Genomic DNA, 15,958 nt, shown 5'->3' with positions numbered 1-15,958 from the left:
TGCGTCCCTGCCGCCTGCAGACCACGCAAAGAACCCAACCGACCAGACCACCATGAAACCGATTCCTGCCGCCCTCGCTCCCCTGGACGTGACGCACGCCACCAGCCTATGCCTGGAGGCCGCACGGTGACGCGTGCCCACCGCTTCCGCCCCTCCCCGCGCGCGCTTCGGCGCGGCGCGCTCATGCTGCTGGTCGCCGGCACCGCCGGCGCGCTGTGGATGGCGCAGCGTCCGGCCGTCGACTACGTCACCGTGCCGGTGGCGCGCGGCGACATCGAGGCTACCGTCAATGCCATCGGCACGCTGCAGCCGCGCCGCTATGTGGACGTGGGCGCGCAGGTCTCCGGGCAGATCCTGCGCCTGCACGCGCAGCCCGGCGCGGTGGTCGGCAAGGGCAGCCCGTTGCTGGAGATCGACCCGAGCGTGCAGCGCGCCACGGTGGATGGCGGCCGTGCCGCGCTCGCGGGACTGCGCGCGCAGCTGGCCGACCAGTTGGCGCAGCACCGGCTGGCGGGCCGGCAACTGGCGCGCCAGAAGGCAATGGCGGCCGACGGCGCCACCCGCGACGAAGACCTGCAGGTTGCCGAGGCTGCCTTCGATTCCGCCGCGGCCAAGCTCGACCGGCTGCGCGCGCAGATTGCCGAGACCCAGGCCTCGCAGCGTGCCGAGGAAGCGCGCCTGGGCTATACACGCGTCTACGCACCGATGGGCGGCACTGTGGTATCCGTCGAGGCGCGCGAGGGCCAGACCCTCAACGCCACCTACCAAACCCCTAACGTGCTGCGCATTGCAGACCTCTCCGGCATGACGGTATGGACCGAGGTGTCCGAGGCCGACATCGCGCGCGTGCGGCCCGGCATGCCGGTGTACTTCACCACGCTGGGCAGCAACGACCAAGGGTCGCCACGCCGCTGGACCGGCACGGTGCGCCAGGTGCTGCCGGCCCCGCCCAAGGCGGCCAACGCGGCAGCCAGCGGCGAAGGCAATGCTCCCGCCGCGGCCACCAAGGCGGTGGTCTACACCGTGCTGTTTGATGTCGACAACGCGGACGGCGCGCTGATGCCGCAGATGACGGCGCAGGTGTCCTTCGTCGCCGCGCACGCGCGCAACGTCGTCACCGTGCCGCTGGCGGCGCTGACGGCCAGCGAGGACGTGCCCGGCATCTTTGCGGCGCGCGTGCTCGATGCGAACGGCACGCCGCAGGCGCGCCGCGTGCGCGTCGGCGTGCGCAGCCGTCATCTGGCCGAAGTGCGCGAGGGCCTGCGCGACGGCGACCGGCTGGTCACCGGCGAGCGCGTTCGCGACGGCATGCGGTGGCTGAAATGGTGAGCACCGCCAACATCGACAGCAGCGCAACCGGCGCGAACGGGCAGCCGCTGATTTCGCTGCGCGGCATACGCAAGCGCTACGGCGGCGCCGGCAAAGGCAGCGCCGCGCACGGCAACCAGCCGCCCGCAGTCGAGGTGCTGCACGGCATCGACCTGGACATCCATGCCGGCGAGTTTGTCGCCATCGTCGGTGCTTCCGGCTCGGGCAAGTCCACGCTGATGCATCTGCTGGGCTGCCTGGACCGGCCCAGCGCGGGCACGTATCACTTCAACGGGCACGATGTGGCCAGCCTGGATGCCGATGCGCTCGCCTGGCTGCGGCGCGAGGCATTCGGCTTCGTGTTCCAGGGATACCATCTGGTCGCCACCGACTCCGCCAGCGAGAACGTGCAGGTGCCGGCCATCTACGCCGGGCTGCCCGAGGCTGAGCGCGCCGCGCGCGCGGCCGCGCTGCTCACGCGCCTGGGCATGGCGGACAAGCTTCACCATCGCCCTAGCCAGTTGTCCGGCGGCCAGCAGCAGCGCGTGTCGATCGCGCGCGCGCTGATGAACGGCGGGCGCATCATCCTGGCCGACGAGCCCACCGGTGCGCTCGACAGCAAGAGCGGCGCGGAGGTCATGGCGCTGCTGCGCGAACTGGCCGCTGCCGGACACACGGTGATCCTCATTACCCACGACCGCGGCGTGGCGGCGCAGGCCAGGCGCGTGATCGAAATCCGCGACGGCTGCATCGTCGCCGACAACGCAGGCGATGCCGCCCAAGTGACTGCGCGTAGCGACGCAGCCGTCCTGCCGGCATTGCCCATATTGCCCGCATTGCAAATACCAGGCAGGGCACACGCCGATGGCGGGGCCACGCTGCTGACCGACATCCGCGAGGCTGCGCGCACCGCCTGGCGCGGCATGCGGCTGAACCGCGTGCGCACCGGGCTGACCCTGCTTGGCATCATCATTGGCGTGGCGTCGGTGATCGTGATGCTGGCCGTGGGCGAAGGCGCGCGCCAGCGCGTGATGGCGCAGATGGGTACGCTGGGCACCACCATCATGTACCTGGGCAGCCGCCCTCCCCCGACCGGCGGGCCCGCCGGCCAGCTGACGCCGGAGGACCTGGAGGCCATTGCCGCGCTGCCCTCGATCCATAGCGTGATGCCGGTGATCGGCGACCCCATCACCGTGCGCCGCGGCAACGCTGACCGCCAGCTCTACGTGTTCGCCGCCAGCGAGGAAATGCCAGCCGTGCATCACTGGCAGGTGGCGCAAGGCCGCTACTACACCGCCGCCGAGGACCGCGACCTCGCGCCGCTGGTGGTGCTGGGCCACAAGGCACGCGAGCACTTCTTCGCCGGTATGGCGGATCCGCTCGGCCAGCAGTTGCTGATCGGCAATTCGCCGTTCGAGGTCATCGGCCTGATGGCCGAGCGCGGCGCCGACTCCGGCGCGCAGGACTACGACAACATGGTCTTCATCCCCTACCAGGCAGGCCGCGCCCGCGTCTACCAGGCGCAGACGCAGCCCGACTATGTCGTGGTGGAGGCCGCATCGTCGGCGCAGGTGCATGCCGCCGAAGCAGCCATGCATGCATTGCTGCTGGCCCGGCACGGCGGGCGCGAGGATTTTTCCATCGGCAATGCCGCCGCGCGCCTGCAGGCCGAGGTAGCCACGCGCCGCAGCATGTCGATGATGCTGGGGCTGATCGCGGCGGTATCGCTGCTGGTGGGCGGCATCGGCGTGATGAACGTGATGCTGATGACGGTACGCGAGCGCACCCGCGAGATCGGCATCCGCATGGCCACCGGCGCGCGCCAGCGCGACATCCTGCGGCAATTCCTGACGGAGGCCACCATGGTCACCGTGATGGGCGGCGCGGTGGGCCTCGCCGCCGGCCTGCTGGTGGGAGCGGCGCTGATCGCCGTGGGGGTGCCGACGGTGTTTTCCGTGTCGGCCATGGCGGGCGCTTTCGGCTGCGCGGTGGCGACCGGGCTGGTGTTCGGCTACATGCCGGCACGCACCGCGGCGCGGCTGGATCCGGTGGTGGCGCTGGCGGGCGAATAGCGGTAGCGAGCGGCCCGGGGGAGAGTATGATGCCGGGCACGGCGCAAGGTGTCCGGTGTACCTGGAGACCTGAGGCCGGCCGCCCACATCACCTCCACCGTCCCGCAAGCGCGAGCAGTGTCCATGCCATTTCCTATGTACGTCCGCGTCGCGCCAGCGAAGAAAAAGCCGCAGGAGAGCCGCGTCATGCGCGCTGCCGCAACGTTGGCCGCTTTGAGCCTGTGCGGCGCAATGGCCGCTTGCAGCGTGGTTGGCGCCACTGTGGCGGTGGGCAGTGCTGCGGTCTCTACCGTGGCCACGGTTGGCTCCGCGGCAGTGAGCGTGGGATCGACCGTGGTCGAGACGACCTACGACGTGACCAAGGCCGGGGTCAAGGCCGTGGCCGGCAGCGGCGACGACGCCGTGCCGGCGCACTGAGCGCTCGGGCGCCTTGGCGCCCTGACGCTTCAGCCCTGCAGGCCGCGCAGCAAGTCCGCCTTCAGGTCTGCTGCCGATTCGAGGCCGACGGCCAGGCGGATCAGCCCTTCGCCGATGCCGGCGGCCGCCTTGGCTTGCGGGCTGACGCGTCCATGCGTGGTCGTGTAGGGATGGGTCACGGTGGTGCGCGTATCGCCCAAGTTGCCGGTGATCGAGCACACGCGCGTGTTGTCGATCACGCGCCAGGCATTGGCGCGCTGCTGCTCCGGGGTATCCCCCCTGAGTTCGAACGACACGATGGCGCCGCCACCGCTTTGCTGGCGCTGGGCCACCTCGTACTGCGGGTGGGACTTCAGCGCCGGGTGATATACGCGCGCAACCGCCGGATGCGACTCCAGGAACTCGGCCAGTGCCAGCGCGCTCTGGCTGTGGCGCTCCATGCGGATCGCCAGCGTTTCCATGCCCTTGAGCAGCACCCAGGCGTTGAATGCCGACAGCGTCGGCCCGGCCGTGCGCACGAAGGGGAACACCTTGCCCATGATGAAATCGTGCGAGCCCAGCACCGCGCCACCCAGCACGCGGCCCTGCCCGTCGATATGCTTGGTGGCCGAGTGGACCACGATGTCGGCGCCGAATTTCATCGGCTGCTGCAACGCCGGCGAACAGAAGCAGTTATCCACCACCAGCAACGCGCCAGCGTTGTGGGCAATGTCCGCCACCGCGGCGATGTCGGCCACTTCGGTGAGCGGGTTGGACGGCGTTTCCAGGAAGAACAGCTTGGTGTTCGGCTTGACCGCCGCGCGCCAGGCCGCCAGGTCGGTGCCATCGACAAAGGTGGTCTCCACGCCGAATTTGGCGAAGATGTTGGAGAACAGCGTCATGGTGGAGCCGAAGATGGCGCGCGAGCTGACCAGGTGATCGCCCGCTTGCATCGCAGACATCACGATCGACATGATCGCGCTCATCCCGGATGCGGTTGCCATGCACGCCTCGGCGCCTTCCAGCGCCGCCAGGCGGCTCTGGAACATCGCTACCGTGGGGTTGGTGAAGCGCGAATAGGTGAAGCCCGACTCCGAATTGGCGAAGCGCTCCGCGGCCTCGGCAGCGCTGTTGAAGCAGAAGCTGGAGGTTAGGTACATCGCCTCCGAGTGCTCCATGAACTCGCTGCGCATGGTGCCGGCGCGCACGCCAAGCGTATCGATGCCGAGGGAGTCGAGGGGAAGCGGTTCGTTCATGATGGGGAGGCGGTGGTACCCGCGCGGTTATCCGTGTAAGTGGTGGTAGCCTGGCTGCCCCGGTTGCGCGCCGGCGGCAGCAATAAAAAAGCCCGTGCGATCTTTGGCCGGGGGCCGAATCGACGGGCTGCTTGTGTTCGTTGGGATAGGCCCCGCGCCGCGGCGGGAATCCGGCTTGCCAATGTGCCTGTGGTGCGCACAACCGGGAAGCCGGCGTTCCGCTTTAGCTGTTTCGGGCATTTCCCTGTGACGGGCAATTTCCTGTTCCGCGAGCAATGATCAACAACAACGATCAACCTATCGCTCCGGCAGTACCCGCGTCCGCAAGCTGACAATCAAATCGACGCCCGGCAATGTTACGGCCGGGCCTCGCTTCTCGTCAACTCCACGCCGGTCATCACGGCGATTGCGGGCGTGCGCCGTCTTACTCGTTGCCGCCGGAGCGTTGCAAGTGCAGTTGCGAGCGCTCGCTATCGCCAAGGCCACCGGTACCATCGCGATCGGCCTGGCTGCGCGCGGTTTCCAGGCGCTCCAGGTAGGCTTCGTCGATATCCCCTGTGACGTAACGGCCATCGAAGCACGAGGCATCGAAGTCGTTCAGCTTGGGGTTGATGTCGCGCACGGCCTGCTTCATGGCTTCGACGTCCTGGTAAACCAGCTTGTCGGCGCCGATGATGCGGGCGATTTCTTCATCCGTGCGGCCGTAGGCAACCAGTTCGCTGCGGGTGGGCATATCAATGCCGTACACGTTGGGGAACTTCACCGGCGGCGCGGCCGAGGCAAAGATCACCTTGTTGGCGCCGGCTTCGCGCGCCATCTGCACGATCTCGAAAGACGTGGTGCCGCGCACGATGGAATCGTCCACGATCAGCACGTTCTTGCCCTTGAACTCCACGCCCATGGCGTTGAGCTTCTGGCGCACCGACTTCTTGCGCACCGCCTGGCCGGGCATGATGAAGGTGCGGCCAATATAACGGTTCTTGAAGAAGCCCTCGCGGTAGTTCACGCCCAGCTTGTTGGCCACCTGCATCGCGGCCGGACGGCTGGAGTCGGGAATCGGCATCACCACGTCGATGTCACCCGCGGAGACTTCCCGGCGGATCTTCTCGGCCAGGTAGTCGCCCATGCGCAGGCGCGCGTCGTAGACGGGCACGCCATCGATGCACGAATCCGGGCGGGCCAGGTAGACGTACTCGAAGATGCACGGCGTAAGTACGGGATTATCCGCGCACTGCTGGGTGTAGAGCTTGCCGTCGAGGTCGATGAAGATGGCCTCGCCAGGCGCCACGTCGCGCTCGAGCTTGTAGCCGATGCCTTCGAGCGCCACCGATTCCGACGCCACCATCCACTCCTTGCCGGTCGGCGTTTCCACGCTGCCCAGGCACAACGGACGGATGCCGAACGGATCGCGCACGGCCAGCATGCCGTAGCCAGCGATCTGCGCGGCGATGGCGTACGAGCCACGCACGCGGCGGTGCATGCCGGCCACGGCCTTGAAGATCGTGGGCGGATCCAGCGCCAGGCCGCTGCTGGCGCGCTGCAGCTCGTCCGCCAGCACGTTGAGCAGCACTTCAGTGTCGGAGTGCGTGTTGATATGGCGGCGGTCGCGGCTGAACAGCTCCTCGTGCAACTGCTTCCAGTTGGTCAGGTTGCCGTTGTGGGCCAGGATCACGCCGTAGGGCGCATTGACGTAGAACGGTTGGGCTTCTTCCTCGCTCGAGGCCGAACCGGCGGTGGGGTAACGCACCTGGCCGATGCCGGCGGCACCCGGCAGGCCGCGCATATTGCGCGTGCGAAACACGTCGCGCACCAGGCCGTTGGCCTTGTGCATGTGGAAGGTGCTGCCGTTTGCGGTAGCGATGCCGGCTGCATCCTGTCCGCGGTGTTGCAACAGCAGCAGGCTGTCGTAAATCAATTGGTTAACGGGCGTGGATGAAACCACACCGACGATACCGCACATGCCAAGCTCCCAGGAAAGGCGTTTGAATCAGGGGGCGGCCCCGCCCTTCAGGGAGGAGCCCGCGTACTACCGGCCGGGCGGGTCTGCCCGGCCTCATGTCATGTCTTGACGTATTTGGCGACTTCGGGAGGCAGCCAGGGCCGCAGCGACTCCATCGCCTGCATCACGTAGGGCCGGGACAGCGCATCGCGCCAGAATGCTTCCTCAGGCAGCTTGGTGAACCCGGCCACGGTCACCACGAACATCACGACCAACGCGCCACGCAGCAGCCCGAACACCAGCCCGAGGCCACGGTCGGCGGGCTTGAGCCCGGTGCTCTCCAGCAACTGGCCCAGCACCGTGCCGGCCAGTGCCGCGGCGATCACGGTGCCGATGAAGACCACCGCGAAGCCCAGTGCACTGCGCGCCAGCTGCCCGCCGGGCACCGATTCGGGAATCCAGCCAGCCGCGGTGCCCGCGAAGTGGTAGGCCACCAGGAACGCCACCACCCAGCCGATCAGCGATAGCACTTCCCGCACCAGCCCGCGCAGCACGCCGATCAGGCCCGAGGCGATAAGGATGAAAACAACGCTGTAATCGAAAAAAGTCGGCTGCATGCGTAATACGGTGTCCCGGTGCGGCGGCTGGGTAATGAGGATAGTGGGGCTCATGGGGCAACCAGCCCGCGCCGGGCCTTACTGTTCGATCACCTTGGCGGTCAGGCCCGCGGCGCGCACCCGCTTCTCGGCGGCGTCAGCCGCGTCGCGATCCGAAAAAGGACCGGCACGCAGCAGCACACGCTCGCCGTCGGCCAACACCTTCTTCTCGATATAGGCGGGCACCTTGCCTGCCTTGAGCTTGCTCAGCCAGAGCTTGGCCTTCTCCTCCGAGGAGAACGCGCCAATCAGCACCAGGAACTTGCCGCTGCCCGGCTTGGCTGCGGGGGTGGCCGGCTTGTCGGCGATTTTCTCGGCAGGCGCTGCCGCAGTCGCTGCGACGGTGGCGGCAGCGGCCGGCTTGGCCGCTGCCGAATCGGCAACCAGTTCCTCGCCGGCATCGAGCCCCTGGCTATCGAGCTTGGATTGCGGAGCGGGCGGTAACGGATCCGCCTTGCGGGCATCAGGCTTCACCTTGCCCGCGGCGCCCCCCGGGCCACCATCGATCTTGACCGCGATATTGTCGACGACCGGCCTTGGCTGGGTCTCGAAGACGATCGGCAGCACGATGACGGCAGCCGCCATCAGCACCACCGCGCCGATCAGGCGCCGGCGCGCCCGCTGCTTTTGCGGAAACTCCGGGTCGAGCGTGTCGTCCGCGTACTCCTCGGCCAGGCGCCGCGACGACGCGATGCCTGCACCCGGGTCCGAACGCGAGCGGCGCCCACGCTCCGGTGCCGGGGCGTTGCCCTTGCGGGAAGAAAACAGCGAAAGCAGGCCCATAGATTGGTTCGGTGCGACGGCCGTAAAACCGGCCGTTGAAATTGTCGCTCAGATTGCGCGGCGATTTGCCCCGGTGTTAGCCCCGGAAAACTGCCCGGCGGCCGCGCGACTCAATTTGCCCGGGTGGCGCGATATGCCATCACGCCCGCCACGGTGTAGAACGATCCGAAGACCAGAATTCTATCATCCTCGGTCGCTCTGCCGAGGGCATCCCGGTAAGCCGCCTCCGGGCTGGCAAAGCAGGCTGCCGTGGCATCTGGCCCCGGATGGAAACCGCCCTCTTCCAGCTTCTCCAGCAGGTCCGCCGCGCTAGCCGCGCGCGGCGTCGGCAGGTCGGCCAGGCACCAGTGGTCGACCTTGTCGGCCAGATGGCGCAGCACGCCGGCGATGTCCTTGTCCTCCATCGCGCCGAACACCGCGTAGGTGTAGCGGAAGAAGCCCATGTTGTCGAGGTTCTGGCCAAGCGTGGCAGCCGCATGCGGGTTATGCGCCACATCCAGGATCACCGCCGGGCGCCCCGGCATCACTTGAAAGCGTCCCGGCAGCTCCACGAAGGCGAGCCCGTTGCGCACTTCCTGCGCACTCACCGGCAGCCGCGGGCGCATCGCCTGCAGCGCAGCCAGCGCAGCCGAAGCGTTGAGCAGCTGGTTGGCGCCGCGCAGCGCGGGATAGCCCAGGCCGTTGAGCTTGCGCTCGCGGCTGCTCCAGTCCCACTGCTGGCGCTCCTGGCCCTTGGAAGCCTGCTGATGGAAGTCCCGGCCCACCAGCCAGAGATCCGCGCCGATCGCCTCGGCATGATCGATCACCGACTGCGGCGGCACCGGATCCGCCACGATGGCCGGCACGCCCGGACGGAAGATCCCCGCCTTCTCGTAGCCGATCTTCTCGCGCGTATCGCCCAGGTAGCTTGTGTGGTCGATGTCCACGCTGGTCACGATGGCGCAATCGGTATCGATCACGTTCACTGCATCCAGCCGGCCGCCCAGTCCCACCTCCAGGATCATGGCATCCAAACCCGCCGCGGCGAACGCATGGATGATAGCCAGCGTGGTGAACTCGAAATACGTCAGGCTCACCGGATCCGCAAAGCTCGTACGCGCCCGCTCCACCGCCTCGAAATGCGGCAACAGCTGCGCGTCGGTGGCGAACTCGCCATTGATGCGCGCACGCTCGTTGAACGCCATCAGGTGCGGCGATGTATGGCAACCCACCTTGTAGCCCGCCTCAAGCAGGATGCGCTCCAGCATGGCGCAGGTGGAGCCTTTGCCGTTGGTGCCGCCGACGGTGAACACCACCGCATCGATGCGCAGCCCCAGGGCCTCCTTGACGCGGGTGATGCGCGCCAGGCCCATGTCGATGCCGACCGGGTGGGCGGATTCGAGATGGGTTAGCCATTCGGGGAGGGAGGGGAAGATAGGCATGATGGGGAGACGGCGTTAATCGGGGGTTGGCTTATTGGAGCCGGTTTTGGGGTAAGTGGTTCTTCGCTTGGGATTGGCTTTACGCAGGGGTGATGTTGGGGCGTGTTGGGGTAAGTCAAAGGTCTAACGTCAAAGTCAACTTCAACTGCAACTACAAAATCAACTTCAACGGCTTAACGTCAAGGGCAACTACAAAAGCAACTGCAGTTTCACCACCCCGCAGGGGAGGTGAAACTGCAGTTGCCCTTGAAGTTAAGCGGTTGTAGCTGAAGCTGATTTTGCAGTTGCAGTTGCAGTTGCAGCCAAGCCCCCACCCCATAAAGTGAAAAAGCGCGAACATCCCAGTCCGCGCCTGATCACCATCAACCAACCCAACCCTTATGCCACCGCATCCGCCGGCTGCTTCTGCAGCAAAGCCAGCAACTGCGCCAACTCATCTCGCAGCTTGCGACGATCGACAATCATATCGATCGCGCCCTTTTGCAACAGGAACTCAGCCCGCTGGAAGCCCTCAGGCAGCTTCTCGCGCACAGTCTGCTCGATCACGCGGGGACCGGCAAAGCCGATCAGCGCCTTGGGCTCAGCAATCACCACATCGCCCAGGAACGCAAAGCTGGCCGAAACACCACCCATGGTGGGATCGGTCAACACGCTGATGAACGGCAGCTTGGCATTCGACAGCTGGTTCAGCATGGACGTGGTCTTGGCCATCTGCAGCAGTGACAGCAAGCTTTCCTGCATGCGTGCGCCGCCCGTGGCGGTAATGCAGATGAACGGCACCTTCTGCTCCAGCGCCGCCTGGGCGCCACGCACGAAGCGCTCGCCCACCACCGAGCCCATGGAGCCGCCCATGAATTCGAACTCGAAGCAGCTCACCACTACCGGAATGGTGTGGATGGCGCCGCCAATCACGACCATGGCATCGGTCTCGCCGGTGTCGTCCATGGCGGCCTTGATGCGGTCCGGGTACTTCTTGGTGTCCTTGAACTTGAGCGCGTCGACCGGCAGGATTTCCTGGCCGATTTCATAGCGGCCTTCGGCGTCCAGCAGCCCGTCGAGACGGGCGCGGGCGCGGATGCGCATATGGTGGTCGCACTTGGGGCAGACGTGGAGGTTGGCCTCGACGTCGGTCCGGTACAACACCGACTCGCACGACGGGCACTTGACCCACAGCCCTTCCGGAATGCCCTTGCGGGTGGAGGGGTCGGTCTGTTGAATCTTGGGAGGGAGGAGTTTATCCAACCAGCTCATGAAAGGCTCCTTTCGGCACATGTGCGGAACATGTCAGGCCGCGAATTTACCATGCCTGCGGTCCGCAGTCCCCGTTCCGCCGGGGCGATGCGCCTGTTGCGGCACAACGGCCGTCAAAATCCGTGTTTTTTGCTGCATTCACCGCCCGTGCATCGACACGGGCGGCGGCACTTCAATCACATTCAGGCATCCAGCGCCTGGCGGATTTCCGCGATGAACGACTGCAGCGATTGTACCGCCTGGTCGCGCGGTGCATCTTCCAGCAATTGCACCAAGCGGCTGCCAATCACCACGGCGTCGGCCACGCTGCCGATCGTGCGCGCGGTCTGCGCGTCGCGGATGCCGAAGCCCACGCCCACCGGCAGGTTGGCATGGCGCTTGATCAGCGGAATGCGGGCGGCCACGCTGTCGAGGTCGATGGTGGCCGAACCGGTTACGCCTTTGAGCGACACGTAGTACAGGTAGCCGCTGGCCAGCTTGGCCACGGCTTCGATGCGATCGTCGGTGGAAGTCGGCGCCAGCAGGAAGATCGGGTCCATCTCGTTGGCACGCATCTGCGCGGCGAAGGACTCGCACTCCTCGGGCGGGTAGTCGACCACCAGCACGCCATCGACACCGGCGGCGCGCGCGGCCTTGGCGAAGGTTTCCTCGCCCATGCGCTCGATCGGGTTGGCGTAGCCCATCAGCACCACGGGCGTCGCCGCGTTGGTCTGGCGGAACTCGGCCACCCAAGCCAGCACCTTGGTCAGCGTCACGCCCTGCGCAAGCGCGCGCTCGGACGCACGCTGGATCACCGGACCGTCGGCCATCGGGTCGGAGAATGGCACGCCAAGCTCGATCACGTCGGCCCCGCCCGCCACCAGCGCGTGCATCAGCGCCACGGTCAGGCCGGGCTCGGGGTCACCAGCGGTGATGAACGGAATCAGGCCCTTCTTGTTCTGCGCGGCCAGCGCCGCGAAAGTCGTTTTGATTCTGGACATGGTCATTGAGCGAGAGTGGGCAGCAGCGTGGACGAAGCAACCAGCAGGGGCTCATCGTTCGCGGCTGCGATGTTCAGGGTAGCGGGCGCGGCCTGCGGCGTCGTGATGCATGCCGCGACGCGCGCGCGCGCCACGTCGACATAGTCGGGATTCATCTCGAAGCCGACGAAGCGGCGCCCGTGCAACGCGCAGGCTACGGCGGTGGTGCCGCTGCCGGTGAACGGATCAAGCACCAGCCCGCCCGGCGGGCAGCTGGCCAGCACCATGCGTTGCACGATATGCAAGGGCTTCTGGGTCGGGTGATTGGCGCGCTCCGGATCCTGCCGGTGGATGCGCGGCACGCTCCACAGGTCCTTCGGGTTATAGCCAACCTCCAGCCACTTCTTGCCCTCGAAGCGCGGACGGCTGCGCGCCTTCTTGGTCTCGGCGTCGTACGGCACGCGCACTGGGTCGAGGTCGAAGTAGTAGTCGCGGGCCCGGGCAAAAAAGCCGATGTTGTCGTGCACCGAGGAATACTTGCGCGTGGTGCCGCCCATGCTCGGCACGCGCCGGTCCCAGATGATCTCGTTGATCATGGTCAGGCGCTGCTTGAGCATCACGAACAACTCCGGCGAGTATTGCCAGGTGCAGAACAGATAGAGCGAGGCGCGCGGCGCCAGCTTGGGCACCACCGCATCGATCCAGCTCGCGGACCATTCCAGGTAGGCGTCCCCGGACAGGCGATCGGAGTCATTGCCGTAGTCCTTGCCCAGGCCATAGGGCGGATCAGCCACGATCAGGTCGATGGAGCCGTCGGCAATGCGCTTGATGCCCTCCAGCACGTCTTCCTGATAGAGCGTCAGTTGCGGTGCGGCGATGGGCGCGGACGGGGCGCCGCCGTCAGCGGCGCCCGGCGGGAGGAAGTCGCGCATCAGAGGGTCAGCCCCGAACGCTCGGCCACGGTATGCATGTCCTTGTCGCCACGGCCGGACAGGTTCACCAGCAGCAGCTTGTCCTTGGGCAGCGTGGGCGCGAGCTTGCAGGCGTAGGCGATGGCGTGGCTGGACTCCAGCGCCGGGATGATCCCTTCGATGCGGCAACAGTCGTGGAAAGCCTTGAGCGCCTCCTCATCGGTGATCGGGACATACTCGGCGCGGCCGATATCCTTGAGCCATGCGTGCTCGGGGCCGACGCCGGGATAGTCCAGGCCAGCGGAGATCGAATGGGTCTCGATGATCTGGCCGTTGGCGTCCTGCAGCAGGTAGGTGCGGTTGCCATGCAGCACGCCCGGCGTGCCGCCGATCAGCGCGGCGGCGTGGCGCCCGGTTTCCAAACCATCGCCGGCGGCTTCCACGCCGATCAGGCGCACATCCTTGTGCTCGATGTACGGATAGAAGATGCCCATGGCATTGGAGCCGCCGCCCACGCAGGCGATCACGGCATCGGGCTGGCGGCCCGTCATTTCCGGCATCTGCACCTTGGCCTCTTCGCCGATCACGCACTGGAAGTCGCGCACCATCATCGGGTAAGGATGCGGGCCGGCCACGGTGCCGATGATGTAGAAGGTGTTCTCGACGTTGGTGACCCAGTCGCGCATGGCTTCATTGAGCGCGTCCTTGAGGGTCTTGGAGCCGCTTTCAACCGGCACCACGGTGGCACCCAGCAGCTTCATGCGGTAGACGTTGGCGGCCTGGCGCTTGACGTCTTCCGAGCCCATGTAGACCACGCACTCCATGCCGAAACGCGCGGCGATGGTCGCGGTGGCCACGCCGTGCTGGCCGGCGCCGGTCTCTGCGATCACGCGCGGCTTGCCCATGCGCTTGGCCAGCAGTGCCTGGCCAATCACGTTATTGATCTTGTGGGCGCCGGTGTGGTTGAGGTCTTCGCGCTTGAGATAGATCTGCGCGCCGCCGAGCATCTCGCTCCAGCGCTGTGCGTGATAGATCGGCGAGGGGCGGCCGACGAAATGCTTCAGCTCGCGGCGGTACTCCGCGTCGAATTCAGGATCCTTCTGGAAGTGCGCATAGGCTTCGCGCAGTTCGTCCAGCGCGTGCACCAGGGTCTCGGATACAAAGGAACCACCATAGGGGCCGAAATGGCCACGGGAATCGGGCAGGTCGTACATGAGTCAGCTCTTCTGAACAGGGCCCTTGCCGTTCTGGCAGGGGCCCGATGACGTTAGGGTCGTGCGCGGGGCAGGTGCGGTTTGCGGGGGATATGCGGGAGGTCGAGCGCCGGGACGGCAACTTGACTCACCCGGCATCCGCGCTGCGCACCGCGCGCACGAAGGCGGCAATCCTGGCGGGGTCTTTCACGCCTTTGGCAGCCTCCACGCCGCTGCTTACATCGACAGCGTAGGGCCGCACGCGCTCAATCGCGCCAGCGACGTTTTGCGCGTTCAACCCACCACTCAAAACGATCCGAGGAGCGGCGCTTGCGGTCGGGTTGTGGGTGGGCGGAAGCCATGCCGGGGGTATCAGGGTCCAGTCGAAGACGTGCCCGCCACCGCCGTAGCCTTCGACGAAGGCATCAAGCAGCAAGGCAGCGGCATCACGATGCAGATCCGCGAATTCTACCAAATCGAGGCCCGGCTGCACGCGTGCCGCGCGCAGAAACGGCAGCCGGCAGCGCTGGGCCACCAGGGTGCAGTCCTCGGGGCGCTCGTCGCCGTGGAATTGCAGTAGCGTAAGCGGCACACGCTCCACCACATGGGCGATATGGTCGGCCTCGGCGTTGACGAACAGGCCCACCACCGACACGAAGGGGCCGGCGGTTTCGGCCAGCGCTGCGGCGCGCGCCACCTCGACAAAGCGGGGGCTGCCCGGATAGAACACCAGGCCGATCGCGTCGGCGCCGGCATCGACCGCGGCGCGGACATCGTCCTCGCGCGTCAGCCCGCAGATCTTGATGCGGGTGCGGCGCGGCACGCTGCCCGCTTCAGGCAACTGGGTCATTGGCAAACACTCCATGAAACAGGCTGGCAGCCGTGTCGGCAACCGGGATCTGGTACTGCTCAGGATACTTCACCCCGGCCAGGTAAAGGCCGTCGGGCATGAAAGTGGGCGCGGCCTTGGCGCGGTTGCGCCCCGCCAGCACTTCGGCCAGCCACTCCGGCGGGTTGCGTCCCCGCCCTACCGCCACCAGGCAACCCATCAGGTTGCGCACCATGTGGTGCAGGAAGGCGCTGGCGCGAAAGCGCACGAACAGCCAGTCGCCGTCGGCCTTCAAGGTGATGTCGTACATGGTCTTGACCGGCGACTTCGCCTGGCACTCGGCGGCGCGAAAGGCCGAGAAATCGTGCTCGCCCAACAGGCAGCCCGCGGCCGTGCGCATGGCGTCGACGTCCAGGCCCTTGCCTGGCGGCAGCATCAGGTAGCCCGCCCTGCCGTGCACCAGCGGCACACGGTGCGGGCCCACGTAGAGCGCGTAGTAATACATGCGCTCGAAGGCCAGGAAACGCGCATGGAAGCTGTCGTCCACCGGCTTGGCCCATTGCAGCGAGATGCTGGGCGGCAGGAAGGCGTTGACGCCGCGCACCCAGGAAAACGGTTCGCGCGTCAGCTCGGTGTCGATGTGGATCACCTGGCCGAGCGCGTGCACGCCGGTATCGGTGCGGCCCGCCACCGTGGTCAGCACGCGGCTGCCGGCGAACTGCCCGATGGCGTCCTCGAGCCGGTCCTGCACCGTATTGCGGTGCGGTTGCGACTGCCAGCCTGAGAAGGCGGCGCCGTCATAGTGGAGGCCAAGGGCAATGCGGGTCATGGGGCGGAAATTGACAACGGAAATTGACGATCAACGGGAGCTAGCGAACACGGCGCGGTGCCGATGAAAAGGGCCCAACTGCCGGCTCGCAAAAAACAAATGCGCCGGGAGCCACGCTCCCGGCGCATTGGTGGCGAGCTGCCGGGCGCATCGCT

At 66.7% G+C, this 15,958-nt stretch carries 14 protein-coding genes; 3 read left to right on the top strand and 11 right to left on the bottom strand.

The window, feature by feature from the left end; all coding sequences use genetic code 11:
- The first annotated feature begins 183 nt into the window (after positions 1-183).
- The 3 genes from AC1DQR_RS26100 to AC1DQR_RS26090 all read left to right on the top strand — a co-directional run bounded on the left by AC1DQR_RS26100 (position 184) and on the right by AC1DQR_RS26090 (position 3,797).
- The gene (locus AC1DQR_RS26100) at positions 184-1,329 is read left to right on the top strand and encodes an efflux RND transporter periplasmic adaptor subunit (protein ID WP_416050361.1); all 1,146 of its coding nucleotides are present in this window, start codon (positions 184-186) and stop codon (positions 1,327-1,329) included.
- On the top strand, positions 1,323-3,380 hold the full coding sequence (locus AC1DQR_RS26095; RefSeq protein WP_416049213.1) for an ABC transporter permease: 2,058 nt from the start codon (positions 1,323-1,325) through the stop codon (positions 3,378-3,380). The genes AC1DQR_RS26100 and AC1DQR_RS26095 overlap by 7 nt, the downstream gene beginning before the upstream one ends.
- Positions 3,381-3,566: 186 nt before the next feature.
- Positions 3,567-3,797, top strand: coding sequence for a hypothetical protein (locus AC1DQR_RS26090; RefSeq protein WP_174425061.1), 231 nt, complete (start codon positions 3,567-3,569; stop codon positions 3,795-3,797).
- Between the two features lie 29 nt (positions 3,798-3,826).
- On the opposite strand, the gene AC1DQR_RS26085 is transcribed toward AC1DQR_RS26090, so the two are convergent.
- The 11 genes from AC1DQR_RS26085 to truA form a co-directional block, all read right to left on the bottom strand.
- A complete protein-coding gene (locus AC1DQR_RS26085) occupies positions 3,827-5,032 on the bottom strand; it encodes an O-succinylhomoserine sulfhydrylase (RefSeq protein WP_416049214.1) in 1,206 nt (401 codons plus the stop codon).
- Positions 5,033-5,456: 424 nt separating this feature from the next.
- The gene (purF, locus tag AC1DQR_RS26080; protein ID WP_253929957.1) at positions 5,457-6,992 is read right to left on the bottom strand and encodes an amidophosphoribosyltransferase; all 1,536 of its coding nucleotides are present in this window, start codon (positions 6,990-6,992) and stop codon (positions 5,457-5,459) included.
- A 98-nt stretch (positions 6,993-7,090) separates the two neighbouring features.
- Positions 7,091-7,588 carry a CvpA family protein gene (locus AC1DQR_RS26075; protein ID WP_183034345.1) on the bottom strand — a complete coding sequence of 166 codons (498 nt, stop codon included), beginning with the start codon at positions 7,586-7,588 and terminating at the stop codon, positions 7,091-7,093.
- A gap of 78 nt (positions 7,589-7,666) precedes the next feature.
- Complete coding sequence (locus AC1DQR_RS26070; protein ID WP_416049215.1) at positions 7,667-8,410, bottom strand: SPOR domain-containing protein; 744 nt, start codon at positions 8,408-8,410, stop codon at positions 7,667-7,669.
- A gap of 110 nt (positions 8,411-8,520) precedes the next feature.
- Positions 8,521-9,831, bottom strand: coding sequence for a bifunctional tetrahydrofolate synthase/dihydrofolate synthase (gene folC, locus AC1DQR_RS26065; RefSeq protein ID WP_416049216.1), 1,311 nt, complete (start codon positions 9,829-9,831; stop codon positions 8,521-8,523).
- 378 nt (positions 9,832-10,209) lie between these two features.
- A complete protein-coding gene (gene accD / locus AC1DQR_RS26060; protein WP_043347984.1) occupies positions 10,210-11,082 on the bottom strand; it encodes an acetyl-CoA carboxylase, carboxyltransferase subunit beta in 873 nt (290 codons plus the stop codon).
- Between the two features lie 182 nt (positions 11,083-11,264).
- Positions 11,265-12,062, bottom strand: a complete 798-nt coding sequence (trpA, locus tag AC1DQR_RS26055) for a tryptophan synthase subunit alpha (protein WP_183034310.1) — start codon at positions 12,060-12,062, stop codon at positions 11,265-11,267.
- Positions 12,063-12,064: 2 nt separating this feature from the next.
- Entirely contained in the window at positions 12,065-12,973 is a 909-nt protein-coding gene (locus tag AC1DQR_RS26050) for a DNA-methyltransferase (protein WP_477134042.1), read from the bottom strand.
- Positions 12,973-14,166 carry a tryptophan synthase subunit beta gene (gene trpB / locus AC1DQR_RS26045; RefSeq protein ID WP_043347992.1) on the bottom strand — a complete coding sequence of 398 codons (1,194 nt, stop codon included), beginning with the start codon at positions 14,164-14,166 and terminating at the stop codon, positions 12,973-12,975. Before trpB ends, AC1DQR_RS26050 begins: the two co-directional genes overlap by 1 nt.
- Before the next feature lie 127 nt (positions 14,167-14,293).
- Positions 14,294-14,995, bottom strand: a complete 702-nt coding sequence (locus tag AC1DQR_RS26040; protein WP_416049218.1) for a phosphoribosylanthranilate isomerase — start codon at positions 14,993-14,995, stop codon at positions 14,294-14,296.
- Positions 14,979-15,803, bottom strand: coding sequence for a tRNA pseudouridine(38-40) synthase TruA (truA, locus tag AC1DQR_RS26035; RefSeq protein ID WP_043347996.1), 825 nt, complete (start codon positions 15,801-15,803; stop codon positions 14,979-14,981). Before truA ends, AC1DQR_RS26040 begins: the two co-directional genes overlap by 17 nt.
- Between the last annotated feature and the right edge of the window lie 155 nt (positions 15,804-15,958).

This window comes from Cupriavidus sp. 05L411 (genome assembly GCF_056398045.1).
Note: the sequence above shows the minus strand (reverse complement) of the source record. Positions and strands in the feature narration are given on the sequence as shown.